16 protein-coding genes and 1 pseudogene are annotated in these 22,052 nt (G+C 75.0%); 8 read left to right on the forward strand and 9 right to left on the reverse strand.

Annotated elements, in window-relative coordinates; all coding sequences use genetic code 11:
* Positions 1–25 precede the first annotated feature (25 nt).
* From C8E97_RS22055 to C8E97_RS34815, 4 genes are all read right to left on the reverse strand, one after another.
* Complete coding sequence (locus tag C8E97_RS22055; protein ID WP_121007409.1) at positions 26–1,678, reverse strand: serine/threonine-protein kinase; 1,653 nt, start codon at positions 1,676–1,678, stop codon at positions 26–28.
* A gap of 211 nt (positions 1,679–1,889) precedes the next feature.
* A complete protein-coding gene (locus C8E97_RS22060) occupies positions 1,890–3,347 on the reverse strand; it encodes a purine-cytosine permease family protein (RefSeq protein WP_121007410.1) in 1,458 nt (485 codons plus the stop codon).
* Positions 3,348–3,747: 400 nt separating this feature from the next.
* Positions 3,748–5,355: an amidohydrolase gene (locus tag C8E97_RS22065; RefSeq protein ID WP_121007411.1), complete on the reverse strand. Its 1,608-nt coding sequence runs from the start codon at positions 5,353–5,355 to the stop codon at positions 3,748–3,750.
* A complete protein-coding gene (locus C8E97_RS34815; protein ID WP_170211952.1) occupies positions 5,352–5,546 on the reverse strand; it encodes a pentapeptide repeat-containing protein in 195 nt (64 codons plus the stop codon). The genes C8E97_RS22065 and C8E97_RS34815 overlap by 4 nt, the downstream gene beginning before the upstream one ends.
* A 184-nt stretch (positions 5,547–5,730) precedes the next feature.
* Here C8E97_RS34815 and C8E97_RS22075 point away from each other — a divergent pair, with 184 nt between their 5' ends.
* The 5 genes from C8E97_RS22075 to gabT all read left to right on the forward strand — a co-directional run bounded on the left by C8E97_RS22075 (position 5,731) and on the right by gabT (position 12,790).
* Positions 5,731–7,233 (forward strand): PucR family transcriptional regulator, encoded by a 1,503-nt coding sequence (locus tag C8E97_RS22075; RefSeq protein WP_121007413.1) that lies wholly within the window; start codon positions 5,731–5,733, stop codon positions 7,231–7,233.
* Between the two features lie 157 nt (positions 7,234–7,390).
* The gene (locus C8E97_RS22080) at positions 7,391–8,686 is read left to right on the forward strand and encodes a flavin monoamine oxidase family protein (RefSeq protein ID WP_121012094.1); all 1,296 of its coding nucleotides are present in this window, start codon (positions 7,391–7,393) and stop codon (positions 8,684–8,686) included.
* A 391-nt stretch (positions 8,687–9,077) separates the two neighbouring features.
* On the forward strand, positions 9,078–10,025 hold the full coding sequence (gene speB / locus C8E97_RS22090) for an agmatinase (RefSeq protein ID WP_121007415.1): 948 nt from the start codon (positions 9,078–9,080) through the stop codon (positions 10,023–10,025).
* Entirely contained in the window at positions 10,022–11,452 is a 1,431-nt protein-coding gene (locus tag C8E97_RS22095) for an aminobutyraldehyde dehydrogenase (protein WP_121007416.1), read from the forward strand. Before speB ends, C8E97_RS22095 begins: the two co-directional genes overlap by 4 nt.
* A 42-nt stretch (positions 11,453–11,494) precedes the next feature.
* Positions 11,495–12,790 carry a 4-aminobutyrate--2-oxoglutarate transaminase gene (gene gabT, locus C8E97_RS22100; protein WP_121007417.1) on the forward strand — a complete coding sequence of 432 codons (1,296 nt, stop codon included), beginning with the start codon at positions 11,495–11,497 and terminating at the stop codon, positions 12,788–12,790.
* Positions 12,791–13,066: 276 nt separating this feature from the next.
* Here gabT and C8E97_RS34820 read toward each other — a convergent pair whose 3' ends face one another.
* On the reverse strand, positions 13,067–13,387 hold the full coding sequence (locus C8E97_RS34820) for a hypothetical protein (RefSeq protein ID WP_170211953.1): 321 nt from the start codon (positions 13,385–13,387) through the stop codon (positions 13,067–13,069).
* A gap of 3 nt (positions 13,388–13,390) precedes the next feature.
* Here C8E97_RS34820 and C8E97_RS22105 point away from each other — a divergent pair, with 3 nt between their 5' ends.
* Both C8E97_RS22105 and C8E97_RS22110 read left to right on the forward strand, forming a co-directional pair.
* Positions 13,391–13,648 (forward strand): tyrosinase family oxidase copper chaperone, encoded by a 258-nt coding sequence (locus C8E97_RS22105; RefSeq protein ID WP_170211954.1) that lies wholly within the window; start codon positions 13,391–13,393, stop codon positions 13,646–13,648.
* A gap of 26 nt (positions 13,649–13,674) precedes the next feature.
* Positions 13,675–14,493, forward strand: a complete 819-nt coding sequence (locus C8E97_RS22110; RefSeq protein WP_121007419.1) for a tyrosinase family protein — start codon at positions 13,675–13,677, stop codon at positions 14,491–14,493.
* 151 nt (positions 14,494–14,644) lie between these two features.
* On the opposite strand, the gene C8E97_RS22115 is transcribed toward C8E97_RS22110, so the two are convergent.
* The 4 genes from C8E97_RS22115 to C8E97_RS22130 form a co-directional block, all read right to left on the reverse strand.
* A complete protein-coding gene (locus tag C8E97_RS22115) occupies positions 14,645–15,148 on the reverse strand; it encodes a YbhB/YbcL family Raf kinase inhibitor-like protein (RefSeq protein WP_246019399.1) in 504 nt (167 codons plus the stop codon).
* A 383-nt stretch (positions 15,149–15,531) separates the two neighbouring features.
* A complete protein-coding gene (locus tag C8E97_RS22120; RefSeq protein WP_121007420.1) occupies positions 15,532–16,338 on the reverse strand; it encodes a carbohydrate ABC transporter permease in 807 nt (268 codons plus the stop codon).
* Entirely contained in the window at positions 16,338–17,231 is an 894-nt protein-coding gene (locus tag C8E97_RS22125; RefSeq protein ID WP_121007421.1) for a carbohydrate ABC transporter permease, read from the reverse strand. Before C8E97_RS22125 ends, C8E97_RS22120 begins: the two co-directional genes overlap by 1 nt.
* Positions 17,228–18,472, reverse strand: coding sequence for an ABC transporter substrate-binding protein (locus C8E97_RS22130; protein WP_121007422.1), 1,245 nt, complete (start codon positions 18,470–18,472; stop codon positions 17,228–17,230). Before C8E97_RS22130 ends, C8E97_RS22125 begins: the two co-directional genes overlap by 4 nt.
* Positions 18,473–18,765: 293 nt before the next feature.
* Here C8E97_RS22130 and fdh point away from each other — a divergent pair.
* Positions 18,766–22,002 (forward strand): annotated as a pseudogene (gene fdh, locus C8E97_RS22140) (formate dehydrogenase); the annotation flags it as partial.
* Positions 22,003–22,052 lie beyond the last annotated feature (50 nt).

Raw genomic sequence — 22,052 nt, forward strand, 5'->3', positions numbered from 1 at the left:
GTCCCCGGCTCTGCTACCTGCGGGTTCAAGGGTGGAAGCGGAAGCTGTCGCGGATGCGGGCGAGCAGCGGCTGCGCGGCGCGCCACTGGTCGCGCAGGGCCGCCGCGTCGGCGGTGTAGAGCGTGAACGTGACCGTGTAGACCGTCGACTTGCGCGGGACGGCCCAGACGCGCGTGACGAACCACGGCGCGCCCGCGACCGCGCGCTGGGTGTACTCCAGGTCGGCCGACGAGCCGTCGCCGCGCAGGGAGACCTGCTCGAAGTCGACGTACTCCCGGTCCTCGCGCCGGGACTTCGCCTCGTCGGTCAGGTACGTCAGCGCCGACACGCCGGGCCTGCTGGTGTCCCGCCACACCTGCACGCTCAGGACGCCCGCCTTCGGGTCGGAGCGGCGGCTCTCCCAGCCGACCTGGTTGGCCGGGCCGTCCGGCGCGTAGCGCTGCCAGTCCGCCGGGATGCCGACCTCGAACTCCAGCTGCGGTTCGCGGTGGACCTTGAGCGGGGTCTGCTGGGCCTCGGCCGTCGACGGCCGCGACGACGTCGAGGAGGCGGACGCGGCGAGCTGCTGGTCGCCCCGCGACCGGTCGACCACGATCATCGTCGCCACCGCCGCGCCGAGCGCGAGCACGACGCCGGCCGCGATCAGGGGACCGCGCCCCCCGCGGTGCGCGCGCGGCGGGAACGGGTCGAGGGTCCGGTCGTCCGGCGCGGCGGGGCGCGGGCCCGGCGGCGGGAGCGGCGGCGGGAGCGTGCGGGTGTTGGGCGTGGTCGCGTCGACGACCGTCACCGCGCCGCCGGGGTTCTCCAGGAGGGTGGGGTACTCGATCCGCACCCTGGCCCCGTCCGGCGCGGACGCGGGCAGCGGCGTGAGGGCGGTGAGCTGGTCGATGGCCTGCCTGGCCGTCCACCGCTCGGCGGGCTTCTTGCGCAGCAGCCCCTGGATGGTCGGCCAGAACCGGCCGATGGCGGGGTGCGGGTCGGGTTCCTGGGACAGCGCCGCCGCCAGCGTGGACTGGATGTCGGGGCGCTGGAACGGCGTCCGGCCGACGAGCATCCGGTAGAGCATGATCCCCACCGACCACATGTCGGCCGCGGGCAGCGCCTCCTCGCCGAGGATGCGCTCGGGCGCGATGTACTCCGGCGCGCCGGGGACCTGGCCGGTCGCGGTGAGCACGGACGCGCCGTCGATCACGGCGATGCCGAAGTCGGTGAGGACCACCTTGTCGCCGGTGAGCATGACGTTCCCCGGCTTCACGTCCCGGTGCAGCACCCCGTGGGAGTGCGCGTAGTCCAGCGCCTCCAGCACCTGGACGCCGATGCGCGCGACCCGGTCGGCGGGCAGCGGGCCGTCGGCGTCGAGCGCCTCGCCGAGCGAGCAGCCGGACAGCAGCTGCATCACGATCCAGGGCAGGCCGCGCTCGTCGGTCACCACGTCGTGGACGGTGATCACGCCGGGGTGCTCGCTCAGCTTCGCGGCCGCCCTGGCCTCCCGCAGCGTGCGCCGCACCTCCGGGTCGGTGTCCCGGATCTCCCGGCCGCGCGGCTGGATCTCCTTGACCGCCACGTCCCGGTGCAGGTACTCGTCGTGCGCGAGCCAGACGACACCCATCCCGCCCCGACCGAGCGACCGGAGCAGGCGGTACCGCCCGACGATCAGCCGCCCCTCGACCTCAGTCACGCCGGTAATGTACCGGCCACGGTCCGTGTCCGATATGAAAGGGCCGCGATATCCCTCGCGCGAATGCGCGCCCGGCCCGGATCGCCCTTGTCGCGAATCCGCCGATGGCGGCTCGGGGAAGCGGTCCCGGTGGCGGCGGATTCGCTTCCGGAGGGGCGTCGCCGCAGGCCAGGGGACGGCTCGGGCGGCACCGCGCCGAAGTTCCCGGTGATCACGGAAATTGAGAATTGTTCGTATTCATCGAGGTGAGCCGCCGGCGCATCGCGGCGGTGTAGACGAGCGCCGGCAGCACCAGGCCCACCGGCAGCGACAAGCCGATCCCGCCCAGGGCGTCGGTCAGGAAACCGGTGTACAGCCCCGGAACGGACAGGCACGCGACCGCGACCGCGGCACCCGTGACGAGTGCGCCGACACCGGCCCAGTTGACGCCGCCCGCGTACCAGAACGGCCCGCCCCTGGTCTGGTCGGCGAGCGCGTGGCCGTCGTACCGGTTGCGCCGCAGCAGCACGTCCGCGGCGTAGATCGCCATCAACGGCGCGAGGACCGCGACCGTCAGTTGCATCAGGTCGCTCACGGCGTCGAGGAAGTCCGAGATCAGCAGGGCGTACAGGGTGAGCAGGACGCCGACGGTCCCGTCCAGGAGGACGCTGCGCGTGCGGCGGATGCGCAGGCCGATCGCCTGGAGGGCGAGACCCGCGCTGTAGACGGTCATGGCGTTGTTGGCGATCGCGCCGAGGATCACGGCGACGAAGAAGACGGGCGTGAACCAGTTCGGCAGCACCCCGGCCAGCGCGGTTTGCGGGTCGCTCATGTCGAGCGTGGTCGCGGCGAGCGCGCCGAGCGCGGTGAACAGGACGCTGGGCACGTACGCGCCGAGCGCGGTGCACCCCGCGACGGCGACCGGCTTCGCGGTCCGCGGCAGGTACCGCGCGAAGTCGGCGCTGGTGTTGTACGACAGGGCGGTCGAGGCGACGAGGGTCAGCCCGGCCGCGACGGCCGCCCACAGCTCGACGCCCCGGAGTTCGACCGCCGGCCGGTAGGACCAGTCGGTGTGGCCGAGCACGTGACCGGCCAGGACCACGAAGACGGCGGCGAGGACGAGGGTGAGCCTCGGGTACAGCCGCACGATGGTCGCGTGGCCGTAGACGCTGATCACCAGGGTCGCGGCGGCGATGCCGACGATGATCAGCACCTTCCCCGCGGTGCTCGGCTCAAGGCCGGACCGGGCGCACAGGGCGAAGGCCGTCACGGACGCCGCCGACCAGCTGAGCGCCAGGTAGCACACCGAGATCAACCAGCCGTTGACACCGATGACCACCCGGTTGCCGCGCGGGCCGTACACGGCGCGGGTGATCACCTCGCTCGGCGCTCCGGCGGCCGGGCCGCTGACGGCGACCACGCCGACCAGGACCCAGCACAGGTTGCCGACGACGATCACGGCGAGCGCCTGCCACAGGGTCAGGCCCAGGACCACGAGCGCGCCGCCGATCACCAGGTTGAGGTAGCTGACGTTGGGCGCGGCCCACACGCCCAGCAGGTCGCGCGGTCGGCCGTGCCGCTCGTCGTCGCCGATCACGTCGATGCCGTGGGCCTCGACGCGGGTGGGGCGGGCGAGCCGGTCGGGGGTCGGGTCCCGCTCGGCGGAACCCGCGTCGGGGTTGGCGGTCATGACGAGCCTCCGATCCGCCGCGCCGGCCGACGGCGACGAGTGGCGTGAGCCGCGCGGCGGGCGAGGTGGCCCGCCCGGCAGGCGGCGTGATCCCCGCCGCGGGTGACACGGCCCGCGCGACCCACGCGGCAGGCGGCACAGCCCGCCCGATGCGCACCGCGGGCGGCACAGCCCGCCCGATGCGCACCGCGGGCGGCACAGCCCGCCCGATGCGCACCGCGGGCGGCACAGCCCGCCCGATGCGCACCGCGGGCGGCACAGCCGCCGATGCGCACCGGGGCACAGCCCGCGCGTCCCGCGCGGCAGGCGGCGTGATCCGTGCGGGTGGTCGCGTCCGACCGCGTCGCGGGGTGCCGGCCACACCCGGTGGAGAGCCGCGGTCCCGATGTCCGCCGGCGTCTCACGAGTCCGCCCGGTGGGCGATCCGGCCGCCGACGACGGTCAGCGCGATCGGCAGGTCCGGCAGTTCCTCGGCCCGGCAGGCGAGGGGGTCGCCGCCGAACGCGGTGAGGTCGGCGCGGAAGCCCTCGCGGACGCGGCCGGCGACCCGCTCCTCGCCGACGCCGTAGGCCGCCCAGGTGGTGTGGCCGGCGAGCGCCTGCCACGCGGTCAGCGCCTGGTCCGCGCCGACCGGCGCGCGGTCGGGTTCGGCGGCGGGGCGGCGCAGCCGCGCGCCCGCCATGACCACGCGCGGGTCGTAGTGCGCGACGGGCCAGTCGGAGCCGAGCGCCACCCGGCCTCCCGCGCGCACGACGTCGGCACAGCGCCAGCCGTGCCCGCAGCGCGGCGCGCCGAGCCGCCGCGACCAGTTGTCGCGGTGGTCGGGCAGCGTCCAGTCCATGTGGGTCGGCTGCATGGACGCGACGACGTCGAGTTCGGCGAACCGGGCGACGTCGGCGTCGGCGAGCAGTTCGGCGTGCTCGACGCGGTGCCGCCCGTGCGCCGGGCGGCCGACCGCCTGGTAGGTGTCCAGGGCGGTGGTGACGGCGCGGTCGCCGATGGCGTGGGTGAAGCAGGGCAGGCCGAGGTCGACCACGCGCCGCACGGCGGCCCGGTACCGGCGGACGTCCAGCCACAGCGGGCGGGTGCCCTCCCCCGCGCAGTCCGCGTGGCCGAGCCAGGCCGAGCCGCCGTCGATGGTGCCGTCCAGGAAGAACTTGACCGCGCCGACGCGCCACCGCCGGGCGTCCCCCCTGCCCCGCAGGGCGCGGACGACGTCGAGGGTGTCCTCGACGCCGCTCGGGAACAGCCACGGCGCGAGCACGAGTCGCAGCGGCAGCCGGTCCTGCTCGTCGAGCGCGGTCAGCACCTCCTCGGTGCCCGCCCAGTGGTCGGGCACGTGGACGCCGGTGATGCCGCACGCGGCCTGCTCGGCGAACAGGTCGGCGGCCAGCCGGGTGATGTCGTCGGCGGAGGGCGGTGGCACGGCGGCGTGGCCGTGCAGCACGGCGGACATCTCGTGCAGCAGCCCGGTGGGCACGCCGTCGTCGTCCACCACGACCTCGGACCGGTCGCCGAACCCGATCGGCCCGGTGATGCCGGCCAGGTGCAGCCCGCGGCTGCTCATCAGGGCGTTGTGCGAGTCGGCGAGCCACAGGAAGGCGGGCCGCCCGTCGACGGCGTCGTCCAGGAACGCGCGGGGCCGCTCGGGCAGCGCGCCGTACTCGACCCCGTTGACGACCACCCAGGCGTCGGGCGCGAGCGCGCCCGCGGCGCGGCGCAGCAGGGCGCGCAACTGCTCCGGGGTGCCGAGCCCGGCGGCGTCGACGCCGCCCGCGTCGCCGAGGCCGAGCAGGGGGTGCTGGTGCGAGTCGACCAGCCCCGGCGTGATGACCAGGCCCCGCCCGTCGACCACCTCCGTCCGGGGTCCGAGGTGCTCGCGCACGTCGGGCGCGTCGCCGACGGCCACCACCAGGTCGTCGCGCACGGCGAGGGCGGTGGCGGACGGGCGGGCCGGGTCCATCGTGTGGATCACGGCGTCGAGGACCACCAGGTCGGCCGCGGTCATCGGTCGGCCCCAGCCGGTCGGGTGCCGGACAGGGCGCTGCCGGACAAGGCGCTGCCGGACAACGCGGTGCCGGACAGGGCGCTGCCGGACAAGGCGCTCCCGGACAGCTCGCTCCCGGACAGCTCGCTCCCGGACAGCTCGGTGCCGGACAGCTCGGTGCCGGCCGGGCGCGTGCCGGGCGTCCCGGTCATCGGTTCCCCCGCTCGGCGTCGGGCGCGGCGGAGGCCGGGCGGGTCGGGTCGTCGGTCACGGCTGGCCTCCAGGGGCTCGGCGGGTGAGGCGTGGATCACGTGGGGAGGGACAGTAGGTCGCGGTGTCGCGCGCCGTCGATGGACCTGTTGTTGAACTTCGCGGGCGGACGTGGACACTGCGTCCATGCCGTTGACGGTGGATGCCCTGCTCGGCCTCCGCGACCTCCGCCTGACCCTCGTCGCGGGCGAGGCCGGGCGCGACCGGGTGGTCGAGGCCGCCCACGTGTCGGAGCTGGCGCGGCCCGGCGAATGGCTGCGCGGTGGCGAACTGCTGATGACGGCCGGCCTGGTGCTGCCGACCGACCCCGACTCGTGCCGCGCCTTCGTGCGGGACGTCGTCGGCGGCGGCGCGGCGGCGCTGGCGTTCGGCGTGGGGCACGGCCAGCCGCACCGGCAGCCGCCGGCCGGGCTGGTCACCGCCGCCGAGGAGGCCGGGCTGCCGCTGCTGGTCGTGCCCGACGAGGTGCCGTTCATCGCCGTCACCAAGGCGGTGTTCGCCGCGCTGGCGGCCGAGGACCGGCGGGCCCTGGAGCACACGGTCGAGGTGCAGCGCAGGCTCACCGTCGCCGCGACCGCGGGCGGCCTGCCCGAGATCCTGGCGGTGTGGCTGGACGCGACCGGCCGGGCCGCCGTGGTGACCGACCTGCTGGGCCGGGAGCTGGCCGCCGTCGGAGCGGCCGCGCCCGCCCTGGTGGCGGCCGGCCGCACGGTGCTCGACGCCGTCGGCGCGCAGGGCCTGCTGGGCAGCGCCTCGCTGGCGGTGGACGGCCTGACCGTCGCCGTCCAGCCGATCGGCGCGCGGCGGCTGCGCGGGCACCTCCTGCTCACCCGCGCCCCGCAGCCCCGGCTCGGCACGCTGGACGCCGCGCTGGTGTCACTGCTGACCCTGGAGCTGGAGCGCCGCCTCCTCGCCGACGAGCCGCGCAGGCGGGCCGGCGCGGAGGCGGTGGCGCGGGTGGTGGCCGGCCTGCCGGAGGACCAGGTCGGACCGGTGCTCGCCGCGGCCGGGCTGTCCGCGCCGCGGGTGCGCGGCCTCGCCGTGGCGGCGCGGCCGGGTGAGGCGGCCGACCTGGCCGCCGACCTCGCGCTGGTGCTGCCCGGCGGCCTCGTCCGGTGGTCGGGCGACACCGTCGAGGCCCTGGCGGCGGGCGAGGCGGACGCGACCGCGCTGCTCGACCGGTTCGCGCCGGGGCGGGCCGCGGGCATCGGCGCGCCGCTGCGGCCGGGCGCGGCGGCGGTGTCCCTCCGCCAGGCCCGCGCGCTGCTTGCCACCAGCGCCCGCCTCGGCCGGCCCGCCGAGGCGGGCGAGCACAGCACCAGCCGGTTGCTGCTCTCCCTCGGTCCGCCCGAGCTGCTGGCCGCGTTCGCCGACACCGCGCTGGCCCCGATCGACGCCGCCGATCCCGGCGGGCAGCTCCTGGCCACGCTGCGGACGTGGCTGGACGCGAACGGCGCGTGGGACGTCACCGCCCACCGCCTCGGCGTGCACCGGCACACCGTGCGCAACCGCGTCGACCGGATCGAGCGGTTGACCGGTCGCGACCTCGCGACCGCGACCGCGCGCCACGAGCTGTGGCTCGCGCTGGAGGCGCGCGGCGCGCTCGCCCACGCCGCCGTCACCGCGTAGCGCGAGTCCCCGTGATCCGACGACGATGCTGGACACGGTGTCGAGATCGAGCCGGAAAATGGGACGCGGTGTCCATCGACCGGGTCGTCCCGGTGTCCGTACGTTGCCGGACACGGCCGCGACGGCGCGGTGCGCGGTGAAGGGAAGCGGGTGCTCGATGCAATCTGCGGAAGTCGATGTCGCGATCGTGGGCGCGGGGTTCGCCGGCCTGACGGCGGCGCGTGACCTGGGCGCGGCCGGGCGCACCGTGCGCGTGCTGGAGGCGCGCGACCGGATCGGTGGCCGCACCTGGTACCGCACCGACCTGTTCGACGGGTTCGGCCTGGAGATGGGCGGCACGTGGATCGTGCCCGAGCAGACCCACGTCACCGAGGAGGTGCGCCGGTACGGCATCGCGGTGACCGACAGCGCGCTGCCCGGCCGGATGACCTGGTCGGACCGGGGCCGGGTGCTGCCGTCGCTGCTGCCGGTGCCTGCCGAGCGGCTCGACGACCTGGAGCACGCGGTGCGGGCGCTGGTGGCCGCCGGCGCGCGGCTCGACGTGGACCGCCCGCTGTCCGAGCAGGGCCTCGCCGACCTCGACGTGCCGATCCGGCGGTGGGCCGACGACGCCGGCCTGCGCGGCAACGCGCGGGAGCTGCTGATCTCCTGGTTCTGCGGGTGCGGCAACGCGTCGGCGGACACCGGTTCGGCCCTGGACGTCCTGCGCTGGCTCGCCGCGATGGGCAACTCCGTGTGGGGCATGGTCCGGGCCAGCGTGCTCGGGCAGACCTTCGACGCGGGCACCGCCTCCCTGGCCTCGGCGATGGCGGAGGACGGCGGCGCGGACATCCGGCTGGACTCGCCCGTGTGGTCGGTGCGCCAGGAGGGCGACCACGTCCTCGTCGCCCACGACGGCGGGGTGGTGGCGGCCCGGCGCGTGCTCGTCACCGTCCCGATCGGCGTGCTGCGGCACATCGACTTCCGGCCGGGGCTGTCGGCGGGCAAGCTCGCCGTCTCGGCGGAGAACCACGCGGGGCAGGGGCAGAAGGTGTGGGCGCTGGCCCGCCACGTCCCCGAGGACCTGAGCGGGTTCGGGTGGGGCACGGCGTTCGACTACGTCGGCGCGATGCGCACCCTGCCCGAGGGCGTCGTGCTGGTGTGCTTCGCCCCCGAGCACGACCGGGTGGACGGCGACGACCGCGCGGCCGTGCAGCGCGCGGTGCGCGAGTTCGCGCCCGACGCCGAGGTGGTCGCCACCGCCACGCACCGGTGGGTGGAGGACGAGTGGTCGAGGGGCACCTGGACGACGTTCCGGGCGGGGCAGATCACCCGCTACGAGCGGGACCTCGCCGTGCCGGAGGGCCTGGTGCACTTCGCGGGCGCGCACACCGCCCACCGGTGGCCCGGTTTCATCGACGGCGCGATCGACAGCGGCAGGCGCGCCGCCGCGGAAATCCTGGCGGTGCCGTGATGGCCCACCCCCCGACCGGCCCCGTCGACCCGACCGGCCCCGTCGACGCCACCCGCGTGCCCCGCTACGCCGGCGAGGCCACCCCCGCCCACCTGCCCCGCCAGACCGAGCCGCCCCGCCAGACCGACCGGCCCCGCCAGACCGACCGGCCCCGCCCGACCGACCGGTCCCGCCGGACCACCCCGACCTGCCCAGCCCGCCCGACCCACACGGCCCGCCCAACCGGGTCGCCCCGCCGGACCCCCACGGCCCGCCGGACTCACGCAGCCCACTGGACCCGCCGGACCCCCACGGCCCGCCTGCCCCACGCCGACACCCCGATGCCGAGGGCTTTCGAAGGCACCACCGGCACCCGCCGGCCCGCCGCCACCGCACTGCCGGCGGTGTCGTGATGGCCCACCCCCCGACCGGCCCCGTCGACGCCACCCGCGTGCCCCGCTACGCCGGCGAGGCCACCTTCGCCCGCCTGCCCCGCCTGTCGGACCTGCCCGACGCCGACGCCCTGGTGTGGGGCGTGCCCTTCGACGCCGGGGTGAGCTACCGGCCGGGCGCCCGGTTCGGCCCGGCGCACGTGCGCCAGAGCTCGCGGCTGCTGCGGCCCTACAACCCGGCGCTGGACACCGAGCCGTTCGCCGCGCGCCAGGTCGCGGACGCCGGTGACGTCGGGGTGAACCCGTTCGACCTCGCCGAGGCCGTGGCCGCCGTCGAGACCGCCGCCGACGCGCTGTGCGGCACCCGCCGCAGGCTGATCACCATCGGCGGCGACCACACCATCGCGCTGCCGCTGCTGCGGGTGCAGCACCGGCGGCACGGCCCCGTCGCCGTGCTGCACTTCGACGCGCACCTGGACACCTGGGACACCTACTTCGGCGCGGCCTACACGCACGGCACGGCCTTCCGCCGGGCGGGCGAGGAGGGGCTGCTCGACCCCGGCCACTCCGTCCACGTCGGCATCCGGGGTCCGCTGTACTCGCGGCTGGACCTGGCCGAGAGCGCCCGGCTGGGCTTCACCGCCGTGCACGCCCGCGACTTCGCCCGCACCCCGCTCGACGACGTCGTCGAGCGGGTCCGGGCCCGGCTCGGCGACCGGCCCGTGTACGTGTCGGTCGACATCGACGTCCTGGACCCCGGTTTCGCGCCGGGCACGGGCACCCCCGAGGCGGGCGGGCTGTCCAGCCGCGAGCTGCTCGAAGTGCTGCGCGGCCTGGCCGGCCTCAACGTGGTGGGCGCGGACGTGGTCGAGGTCGCCCCGGCCTACGACCACGCCGAGATCACCGGCATCGCCGCCGCCCACGTGATCTACGAACTGCTGAGCGTGCTGCCCGAGGAGGAGCGGTGACCGGTTCCCAGACCGTGCGCAACGTGATCGGCGGGGTGCCCGTCGACGCGGTCGACGGCGCGACCACCGAGCTGGTCGACCCCTGCACCGGCGCGGTGGACGGCGTCGCGCCGCTGTCCACCGCCGCCGACGTGGACGCCGCCTACCGCGCGGCGACCGCCGCGTTCGAGGTGTGGCGGGACGTCACGCCCAAGGAGCGCCAGGAGGCGCTGCTGCGCTGTGCGGACGCGCTGGAGCGCCGGGCCGACGAGTTCACCGCCGCCGAGTCGCGCAACACCGGCAAGCCGCTCGCGACCACGCGCGCGGAGGAGGTGCTCGCCGCCGTCGACGTGCTGCGGTTCTTCGCCGGCGCGGCGCGGCAGCTGCCCGGCGTCGCCGCCGCCGAGTACACCGCGGGCCACACCTCTTACGTGCGGCGTGAACCGGTGGGCGTGGTCGGGCAGGTCGCACCGTGGAACTACCCGCTGCTCATGGCGGCGTGGAAGGTCGCGCCCGCGCTGGCCGCGGGCAACGCGGTCGTCCTCAAACCGGCCGACACCACCCCGGTGACCGCCGCGCTGCTCGGCGCGCTCGCGGCCGAGTTCCTGCCGCCGGGCGTGCTCAACGTCGTCTGCGGCGACCGGGACGCCGGCCGCGCGGTGGTGGCGCACCCGGCCGCCGCGATGGTGTCGATCACCGGGTCGACCAGGGCCGGGGTGGAGGTGGCGCGCACCGCGGCCGACCGCGTCGCCCGCGCCCACCTGGAACTCGGCGGCAACGCGCCCGTGCTCGTGTTCGCCGACGCCGACCTCGACGCCGCCGCGGCGGGCATCGTCGCGGCGGGGTTCTTCAACGCGGGCCAGGACTGCACCGCGGCGGCGCGGGTCCTCGTGGAGCGGCGTGTGCACGACGAGTTCACGGCGCTGCTGGCCGACCACGCCCGCGGCGTCCGCACCGGACCGCCGTCCGACCCGACCGCCGACTACGGCCCGCTCAACAACGCCGACCAGTTCGCCCGCGTCCGCGCGGTCCTGGCCGGACTGCCCGACCACGCGCGGGTCGTCACCGGGGGCGAGGTCGTCGGCGACCGCGGGTACTTCCTCGCGCCGACGGTCGTCGCCGGGGTGCGCCAGGAGGACGCCGTGGTCCGGGACGAGAACTTCGCGCCGCTGCTGACGGTGCAGCCGTTCGCCGACGAGGCCGAGGCGCTGCGCCTGGCGTGCGGCGTCGAGCAGGGCCTGGCGGCGAGCGTCTGGACCGGCGACCACGGCCGCGCCCTGCGCGCGGCGGCCCGGCTGGACTTCGGGTGCGTCTGGGTCAACACGCACATGGTGCTGGTGCCCGAGATGCCGCACGGCGGGTTCAAGAAGTCCGGCTACGGCAAGGACCTCTCCCAGTACGGCCTGGAGGACTACACCCGCCTCAAGCACGTGATGCACAAGCACTGACCTCCGTCGAAGCCCACCCGTGCCCGAAGAAAGGTGCCGGCCATGACCGTGCCGACCAGTTCCACCGGCGCCGCGCTCGCGGCCCGCCGCGCCGCCGCGGTCGCCGCCGGCGTCACCAGCCTGCTACCAGGGCACTTCGCGACCGGGGCCGAACCCGGCGTCCTCATCGACCAGGACGGCGCCAGGCTGATCGACCTCGGCGCGGGCATCGGCGTCACCACGGTCGGCAACGCCGCGCCCGCCGTGGTCGAGGCGGTGCGCCGCCAGGCCGCCGAGTTCACCCACGCCTGCTTCATGATCAACCCCTACGAGGGCTACGTCGCGGTGTGCGAGCAGCTCAACGCGCTGACGCCCGGCGCGCACGAGAAGCGCTCGGCGCTGTTCAACTCGGGCGCGGAGGCCGTGGAGAACGCCGTCAAGATCGCCCGGCACGCGACCGGCAGGCCGGCCGTGGCGGTGTTCGACCACGCCTACCACGGCCGCACCAACCTCACGCTCGCGCTGACCGCCAAGAACATGCCCTACAAGCACCGGTTCGGGCCGTTCGCCGGCGAGGTCTACCGCGCGCCCACGTCCTACCCGCTGCGCGACCCGGCCGGCCTGACCGGTCCGGACGCGGCGCGGCGCGCGATCGCCCACCTCGACGCCCAGGTCGGCGCGACCAACCTCGCCGCCGTGCTGATCGAGCCGATCCAGGGCGAGGGCGGCTACATCGTGCCCGCGCCCGGTTTCCTGCCCGCGCTGGCCGACTGGTGCCGGGCCAACGGCATCGCGTTCATCGCCGACGAGGTGCAGACCGGGTTCTGCCGCACCGGCTCCTGGTTCGCCTGCGACCACGAGGGCGTCACGCCCGACCTGGTCGCCACGGCCAAGGGCATCGCGGGCGGGCTGCCGCTCGCGGGCGTCACCGGCCGCGCCGACCTGATGGACGCGGTGCACCCCGGAGGGCTCGGCGGCACCTTCGGCGGCAACCCGCTGGCCTGCGCCGCGGCCCTGGCCACCATCGACACCATGCGCGCGGAACGCCTGGCGGAGGCCGCCGACCGCATCGGCGCGACGATCGCCGCGCGCCTCGGCCCCCTGGTCGCCGAACACCCCGCGCTCGCCGAGGTCCGGGGACGCGGCGCGATGGTCGGCCTGGAGTTCGTCGGGCCGGACGGCGCGCCCGCGCCCGAGGTCGCCCGGCGCGTCGCGGCGCGCTGCCACCGGGCGGGCGTCATCGTGCTCACCTGCGGCACCTACGGCAACGTGATCCGCCTGGTCCCGCCGCTGGTCATCCCCGCCGACGTCCTCGACGAGGGCCTGCGCGTCCTGGCCGACGCCATCCGGTCCTGCTGAGGCACGCGCGCCGCACCCGCCGATGCCGCCGGCGGGTGCGGCGGCGGTGCGGTGTGCCCACCCGCGCCGACACGGGTCGGACGGCCTGCCAAGCCCGGCGTGCGCGTTGCCGAACCCACCGATCCGGCCGCGCGGGGCAATGTGAGCATCCTACCGAAACCGCGGCGCGATGGTCGGCGCGAAACGAGATGCATCGGGCGCCGAAGGGCCCGCGATCAGCGCGGAAGGCGCCGCGGAGCGGGATTCCGCAGTACACGTTCGGCCGATCACCCTCCCTTATCGAACCGACCGATCGGCGACAAGGTGATCAGCGCCACTGTTTGAACCCGGCCCAACCGGAATCGTCTGTTTGGCGGCCATTTCGCCGAAAAACCCGCTGCTAACGTTCGAACAGCGGCGCTCCGGGGTTCGGGCGCAGTCCGCCTCCGGATTGTTCGCGTCGCATTCACCGAACAGACGGGTGAGACGAACATGCACGTCCAAAAGCATGCGGAAGACCGTGTCGTCGGCCGGCGGAGATTCCTCGTCGGCGGTCTGGTCGGCGGCGGTGTCGCCATCGCCGCGGGGGTCGGCCTGCTCGGCGGCGCGCACGCGCACGCGGTGGAACTGGAGGAATTCGACGAGGTCTACCAGGGGCGGCACATCCGGGGTTGGGCCGTCAAGGAGGGCGAGAACCCGCGCAGCGAGGCGTTCGTGGACGACGACCCGCTGCACGTCATGCGCAACGGCGACGGCACCTTCACGACGTCGGTGAACCACTACGAGTCCTTCGACACCCTCCGGGCCGCCACCCGACGCGCGGTGGAGACGCTCGGCGACCTGCGGCCGGAATTGCCGCCGACCCACCACGGCCACTGAGTCGGGTCGCGGACAGGGGGAGCATCATGGGTATCCGCAAGAATCAGGCGAGCCTGAGCCCGACCGAGCGGTCGAATTTGGTCAACGCCATTCTCGCGCTCAAGCGGAGTGGCCGTTACGACCTCTTCGTGCGAACGCACATCGACCGGGCGAACGGGGACAGCGACTGGTCGACGCGCATCGGGCACCGGGCGCCGTCGTTCCTGCCGTGGCACCGCAAATACCTGATCGATTTCGAGCTGGCGCTCCAGGAGGTCGACCCGTCGGTCACCCTCCCCTACTGGGACTGGACCACCGCCGGCAGTTCCTCCACGCTCTGGGCGAACGACTTCATGGGTCCCAACGGGACCGCCGCGAGCAACTGGCGGGTCAACGCGGGCCCGTTCGCCCGGTCGACAGGTGCGTGGACGCTGAGCGTGCGCAGCGACTCGGCCGACTTCCTGCGCCGCAGCTTCGCGCCGGGTGGGATGCAACTGCCCACGGCGGCCGATGTGTCGTCGTTGCTCGGGATCACGACCTATGACACCTCCCCCTGGAACAGCACCTCGCTCAACAGCTTCCGCAACCACCTGGAGGGCTTTCGCGGTCCGGGCCTGCACAACCGGGTGCACAACTGGGTCAGCGGCACGATGGCGGGCGCGGGCTCGCCGAACGACCCGGTGTTCTGGCTGCACCACTGCAACGTCGACCGCCTGTGGTCGCAGTGGCAGGCCAGGCACCCCGGCTCGACCTACCTGCCCACCGCCGGGACGGCGGACGTGGTGGACATCGACGAGCCGATGCACCCCTGGTCCACCACGCCGCGCGACATGCTCGACCACAGCGCCGTCTACCAGTACCAGTGACCGCGGCGCACCGGCCCGGCGACCGCCCGAGGGCGCGCCCGCCGGGCCGGTGCGCCCGGTGGCGGTGCGCCAGGGTGCGGGGCCGGGGCGGGGTGGACCGGGCGGCGTCGCCCCCGCGACCGGAGCCGGTCGCGGGGGCGACGCCGCCCGCTCAGCGCCCGAACAGGCCGACCAGCGTGCCGGCGGCCAGCACGTGGCCCTCGGTCGCGGAGCGCAGGTCCTCCGCCGTGACGCCCTCGCCGAGCCCGAGCGGGCGGTCGACGGCGAGCACGCGGAAGAGGTAGCGGTGCGGCTCGTCGCCCACCGGCGGTCGGGGCCCGCCCCAGCCGGGCTCGCCGTAGTCGTTGCGGCCGACGACCGCGCCGGCGGGGGTCGCGCCCTCCTCGACGGAGGTCACGTCGGCCGGGATGCCGGACACCACCCAGTGCGCGAACGTCCCGCCGGGCGCGTCCGGGTCCTCGCACAGCAGCGCCAGTTCCGCCGTGCCCGGCGGCACGTCGGACCACTGGAGCGGCGGCGAGGTGTTCCCGCCGTCGCGCGAGTACCGGTCCGGGATGAGCGTGTTCCCGCTGAACGCGGCGCTGCGCAGGGCCAGGCCGCCGTCGGCCGCCGCGCCGCCGCCACCGCCGGCCGGCCCCGAGGCCCGCTCGCCCACCGGTCGCGGCGGGTGGTCGCGCTGGAGCCGCTCGTTCGCCGCCGCGTCGGCGTGCCGGTCGGGCACGCCCCGGTCGTCCAGCTCGGCGCGGAGGCGCGTGCGCCGGACGTCGTACGCGTGGCTACCAGGATCAGGCATGTCCGCTTCCTCTCCGTTCGGTCGCGCCGGCGGGCCGTGCGGCCGGCCCGCCGCGGGCGCTCCTGTCGCCCGGCACCGGTTCCCCGGCGGCGGCGCCTCGCCCGACGACCGGGCCGCCGGGTCGTGCGCGACGACCGGGCGGTCCCCGCCGGGCGACACCGGTCGGGTACCCGGCGCGGGCGGTGTGATTCGGCACCGCGGTCGTCACCGGGTCGCGCCCGCGGCGGGGCGCCCCGGCCGCCCGGCTACCCCGTCAGCCCGGTCTCGGTCACGCCGCGCACCAGGTAGCGCTGCAGCAGCACGAACACCAGCACGATCGGCAGGATGGACACCGCCGCCGCGGCGAACAGCAGGGTGATCTTCGGGTTCTGGGCGGTGAGCAGGCTGGACATCGCGACCTGCACCGTCCAGCTGGTCGAGTCCTGCGCGATGACCAGCGGCCACAGGAACTGGTTCCAGCTGCCGATGAAGTCGATGACCGCGATCGCGGCGAAGAACGCCGTGGAGTTCGGCACGACCACCCGCCGGAACACGCCCCACCGGGACAGGCCGTCCAGCCTGCCCGCCTCCTCCAGCGCCACCGGGAAGTCCAGGAAGTACTGCCGGAACAGGAACACGTTGAGCGCGCTGAACAGTCCGGGCACCACCAGCCCGCGCAGGTCGGACAGCCAGCCCAGGCTCGACACCACGACGAAGCTCGGCACGAACGTGACCGCGGTCGGCACCATCAGCGTCGCCACGATCGCGTACAGGACCACGGGCGCGTGCCGGTAGGGCACGCGCGCCAGCCCGTACCCCGCGAGCGAGCACACCAGCAGCTGGCCCGCGGTCTGGAGCACGGCCACCACGGTGGAGTTCAGCAGGCTGCGCGCGAACGGGACCTCGTCGCCGGAGAACACCTCGGCCACCGTGGACCACCCGGTGGCCACCCCGTCCCGGACCAGCACGGCGAACGGCAGCAGGAACAGCGCCGCCGCGACCACGAGCGCCACCCAGCGCGCGACCGCGCCCACGCGCCCGGCCGGGGTGTGCCGGTACCCCACGGGTCGCATCAGCCCACCCTCCGCAAGACCCGGCCCGACAGCAGCGTCACCAGCGCGATCACCAGCGCGAGGACGACCGCGCCCGCGCTGCCGCGCCCGAGGTCCTGCCCGCCGGAGCCGAGCGAGGTGTAGTACAGGTAGACCAGGGGCGGTCGCGCGAACGGCGGGTAGCCCCGCGAGTCGCCCAGGATGTTGTAGAACTCGTCGAACGCCTGGTAGGCGTTGATCAGGTTCAGGGTGAGCACGGCGACCAGCGCGCCGCGCAGGCCGGGCAGCGTGACGTGCCGGAAGGTCTGCCAGCCGGGCGACGCGCCGTCGGTCCACGCCGCCTCGTACAGGTGCGCCGGGATCCGCTGCAACGCGGCGATGAACAGGATCATGTAGAAGCCGAGCTGCAACCACAGCCGGGTGGTCACGAGCACGACCCAGTACAGCGGCGGGTCCACGGTGCCGGTCCACGCCTGCGGCTCGCCGCCGAACCAGCCGAGCACCGTGTTCGCCACGCCGCTGTCCACCCCGGAGAACAGCGCCATCTTCCACACCAGCGCGGCGACCACGTAGGAGCAGGCGAACGGCAGGAAGAACACCGACCGGAAGAACGCGCGCGCGACCGGGACGCGGTCGACCAGCAGGGCGAGCGCCAGCGCCGCCACCACCGTGGCGGGGATGACGAACGCGGCGAACACCGTGAACGTGCCGATGCTGTCCAGGAACGCGCGGTCGGTCAGCACGCCCGCGTAGTTGTCGAACCCGACGAAGTCGGTCGGCGTCACGGTGTTGCGCGCGTCGAAGAAGCTGAGGTAGGCGCTCCAGCCGATCGGCACGTAGGTGAACAGCAGCAGCCCGGCGGCGAACGGGCCGACGAACAGCCAGAAGGCGAGCGCGGCGCGCCGCCCGCTCACCGGTCGAGCCGCGCGATCTCGTCCCGCGCCACGCCCAGCGCCGCGCGGAGTTCGCCCGTCGCGTCGGCGCCCTCCCGCGCGATCCGCGCGACCGCGTCCGCCAGCGCCGTGTTGGCGCGGGCCGACCAGCGGGCGGGGCTCGCGATGCGGCCGCTCGCGGTGACGAACCCGACGACGTCCTTGCCCGGTCCGGCGCGCAGCGGCTCCGCCTTGGCGGCCAGGCTGTGCCGGGCGGGCAGGTGCGCGCCGAACCCGGTGGCGAACTCCGCCTGGTGGTCCACCTGGTCGACCCACAGCCACTTGACGTACGCCTTGGCCGCGTCGACGTCGGCGCTGCGCGCGTTCACCATCGCGCTGTACGCGCCCACCGGCACCGACTCCGCCCCGGCGGCGTCCAGGCGCGGGAACGGGAGCACCCCGACGTCGTCGCCGTGCGCCGCGGTGATCTTCGGCAGGTTCCACAGGCCGGTCCACTGCATGGCCACGAGCCCGTCGACGAACGCGCCGGGGTCGGCCCAGTCGGTCGGCGCGCCGAGCAGCAGGCCGCCGCCCTGGTGCAGCTCGCGGAGCTTGCCGAACGCCGCGGCCGCGCGGGGGTCGTCGAAACCGGGCTCCCGGCCGTCCGCGGACAGCAGGTCCAGCCCCGCCGACCACAGCAGCGGCGCGGTGAGGACGGCGACGCCGCCGTCGTTGCCGGCGAACAGGCCGCGCACGCCGCCGGCGGTGAGCCGCCGCGTGGCGTCGACCAGCTCGTCGACGGTCCGGGGCGGTGCGACGCCCGCCCGTTCGAGCAGGCTCGGCCGGTAGTACAGCACCTGGGTGTCGACCGCCTGCGGGATGCCGTAGAGCCTGCCGTCCACGGTCTGGGAGTCCAGCAGCGTCTTGAGGAAGTCGTCCCGCGCGTCACCGAGCAGGTCGTCCAGCGGCGCCACCTGGTGCTGCCGCACCCACTCGACCTTGACCTGCGCCTCGAACACGTCGGGCACCGCGCTGTTCTGCAACGCCGTCACGATCTTGGAGTCGTAGTCGCCGGGGTTCCACTGCACCTCGACCTTCGCGCCCTGGTAGGCGGCGGCGTAGCGGCGCACCGCGTCCTGCACGCCGTCCTCGCCGTAGGCGTGGTACCAGTGCCGCAGCGTGCCGGCGGCGGACCCCTCACGGCCGGTGTTGGACCCGCACGCGGTGAGCCCCAGCAACCCCGCCACCGCGAGGAACGACCGACGGCTCAGTTCGGCGACCACGCGACCACCTCCCCCTGTTCGACCCCCGACGATTATCGGAACCCGGTGATCATCTGTCGAGCCGTCCCACCGGTGGGGACGGACCGCCGGGCGGGCGACCACCGCGAGCGGACCGGCGCGGGAGCCGCCGCCGGTCGCCCGAAGCCTCCCAGCGCCGACCTTCCCCGGTCGCACCGGCCCCGCGGCACCGCCGCGACGCCACCGATCGGGCGGGCGGGGGCGTCCCCGACCGGCGGCCCGGCCGGGATGCGTGCGGCGGCCGGCGGTGTGAGCATGGGACCGAGGAGGTCGACGTGGGACCGAGGCGGTGGCTGGAGCTGTGGCCGGTGTACCGGCAGCTCACCGGCCGCGACCCGCTCGGCCGGGGCGAGGCCGCCCGGTCGGGGCGCTCCGCCGGGCTGACCGCCCGCACCGCGCACGCCGACCACGTCGCCAAGTCCGTCTGCCCGTACTGCGCCGTGGGCTGCGGCCAGCGGGTCTACGTCGCGGACGACCGGGTGATCCAGGTCGAGGGCGACCCGGACAGCCCCATCTCGCGCGGCCGGCTGTGCCCGAAGGGCTCGGCGAGCACCCAGCTCGTGAACGGCCCGCAGCGCGTCGACAAGGTCCTCTACCGCGAGCCCTACGGCGCCGAGTGGCGGGAACTGGACCTGGACACGGCGATGGACATGGTCGTCGACCGGGTGCTCGACGCGCGGGCCAAGGGCTGGCAGGACGTCGACGAGCACGGCGCCCGCGTCCGCCGCACCCTGGGCCTGGCCGCCCTGGGCGGCGCGACGCTGGACAACGAGGAGAACTACCTCATCAAGAAGCTGTTCACCGCGCTGGGCGCGCTCCAGATCGAGAACCAGGCCCGCATTTGACACTCCGCCACGGTTCCCGGTCTGGGAGCCTCCTTCGGTCGCGGCGGCGCGACGGACTACCAGCAGGACCTGGTCAACTCCGACCTCGTGGTCATCATGGGCTCCAACATGGCGGAGGCCCACCCGGTGGGTTTCCAGTGGGTCATGGAGGCCAAGGAGCGCGGCGCGCGGGTGCTGCACGTCGACCCGCGGTTCACCCGCACCAGCGCGCACGCCGACCTGCACGTGCCGCTGCGCGCGGGCACCGACATCGCGTTCCTCGGCGGCGTGGTGAACCACATCCTGAGCAACGAGCTGGACTTCCGCGAGTACGTGGTGGCCTACACCAACGCCTCGTTCCTGCTGCGCGAGGACTTCCGGGACACCGAGGACCTCGACGGGCTGTTCAGCGGCTACGACCCGGCGACCGCCTCGTACGACCCGACGTCGTGGCAGTACGAGTCCGCCGGGCAGGGCTCGGCCGACGAGCAGGCGGGCACGGCGAAGGAGGAGTCGACGCCCTACCAGCATGGCTCGGGCGGGCCGAAGGTCGAGGGCGGCAGCGACGGGATCGCCGCGGACCCGACGCTGCGCCACCCCCGGTGCGTCTACCAGGTGCTGAAGCGGCACTTCTCCCGCTACACGCCGGAGCTGGTCGCCCGCGTCTGCGGCGTGCCCGAGGAGGCGTTCCGCGCGGTGTGCGAGGCGTGGACGGCGAACTCCGGGCGCGAGCACACCGCCGCGCTGGTCTACAGCGTCGGCTGGACCCAGCACACCACGGGCGCGCAGTGCATCCGCGCGGGCGCGATCATCCAGTTGCTGCTGGGCAACATCGGCCGGCCCGGCGGCGGCGTGTTCGCGCTGCGCGGCCACGCCAGCATCCAGGGCTCCACCGACATCCCGACGCTGTTCAACCTGCTGCCCGGCTACCTGCCGATGCCGACGCCGGGGCACACCGACCTGGCCGCCTACGTCGACGCCATCCGCGCCGACCACCAGAAGGGCTTCTGGCGCGCCGCCGACGCCTACGCGGTGTCGTTGCTCAAGGAGTACTGGGGCGACCGCGCCACCGCCGAGAACGACTACCTCTTCGACCACCTGCCGCGCATCACCGGCGACCACGGCACCTACCGCACGGTGATGGACATGGTCGACGGCAAGGTGTTCGGCTACTTCCTGCTCGGCCAGAACCCCGCCGTCGGCTCGGCGCACGGCAGGCTCCAGCGGCTGGGCATGGCCAACCTGGACTGGCTGGTGGTGCGCGACCTGACCATGATCGAGTCGGCGACCTTCTGGAAGGACTCGCCCGAGGTCGAGACCGGCGAGATCGCGCCGGAGCGCTGCCGCACCGAGGTGTTCTTCTTCCCCGCCGCGTCCCACGTGGAGAAGGAGGGCACGTTCACCCAGACCCAGCGGATGCTCCAGTGGCGCGAGAAGGCCGTCGAGCCGCGCGGCGACCGGCGCTCCGACCTGTGGTTCACCTACCACCTCGGCCGCCGGCTGCGGGAGCGGCTGGCCGGCTCCACCGACGAGCGCGACCGCCCGCTGCTCGACCTGTGGTGGGACTACGCGGTGGTCGGCGACGAGCCGCAGGCGGAGGACGTCCTGCGGCGCATCAACGGCGTCGACCTGACCACCGGCCGCGCGGTCGGCGGCTACACCGAGCTGAGGGCCGACGGGACCACCGCCGCGGGCTGCTGGATCTACAGCGGGGTCTACGCCGACGAGGTCAACCAGGCCGCGCGCCGCAAACCCGGCCGCGAGCAGAACCTGTACGCCACCGAGTGGGGCTGGGCGTGGCCGATGAACCGCCGGGTGCTCTACAACCGCGCGTCGGCCGACCCGGAGGGCAGGCCGTGGAGCGAGCGCAAGGCGCTGGTCTGGTGGGACGCCGACCGCGGCGAGTGGGTCGGCCACGACGTGCCGGACTTCGAGCGGACCAAGCCGCCGGGCCACGTGCCGCCGGCGGGCGCGGTGGGCCCGGAGGCGCTGCGCGGCGACGACCCGTTCATCATGCAGGCCGACGGCAAGGGGTGGCTGTTCGCGCCGAGCGGGCTGCACGACGGGCCGCTGCCGACGCACTACGAGCCGCACGAGTCGCCGGTGCGCAACCTCTTCTACGGCCAGCAGGGCAACCCGTGCCGCAAGGTCTACGGCCGGCCGGACAACCCGTCCAACCCCGCGCCGCCCGAGCCGCGCGGCGAGGTGTTCCCGTACGTGCTCACCACCTCGCGGCTCACCGAGCACCACACGGCGGGCGGCATGAGCCGGACCCTGCCGCGCCTGGCGGAGTTGCAGCCGGAGCTGTTCGTGGAGGTCTCGCCGCGGCTCGCGCACGAGCGCGGCCTGGAGCACCTGGGCTGGGCGCACCTGGTCACCAGCCGGGCGGCGGTGGAGGCGCGGGTGGTCGTCACCGACCGGGTGCCGCCGCTGCGGGTGGACGACCGCGTCGTGCACCAGGTGTGGCTGCCCTACCACTGGGGCGCGACCGGGCTGGTCCGCGGCGATTCGGCGAACGACCTGTTCGGGGTGGTGGTCGACCCGAACGTGTTCATCCAGGAGACCAAGGTCGCGACGTGCGACGTGCGGCCCGGCCGCCGACCGCGCGGGCGGGCGCTGCTCGACTACCTGGCGGAGTACCGCCGGCGGGCCGGGATCACCGCCGACACCGGCACGCACGTCCTCACCGCGGCTCAAGGGACGGCGGGTGCCCCGAGCACGAGCGCGCGGAGCAGGGA

It is taken from the genome of Saccharothrix australiensis (assembly GCF_003634935.1).
In the GTDB taxonomy this organism is placed as follows: domain Bacteria; phylum Actinomycetota; class Actinomycetes; order Mycobacteriales; family Pseudonocardiaceae; genus Actinosynnema; species Actinosynnema australiense.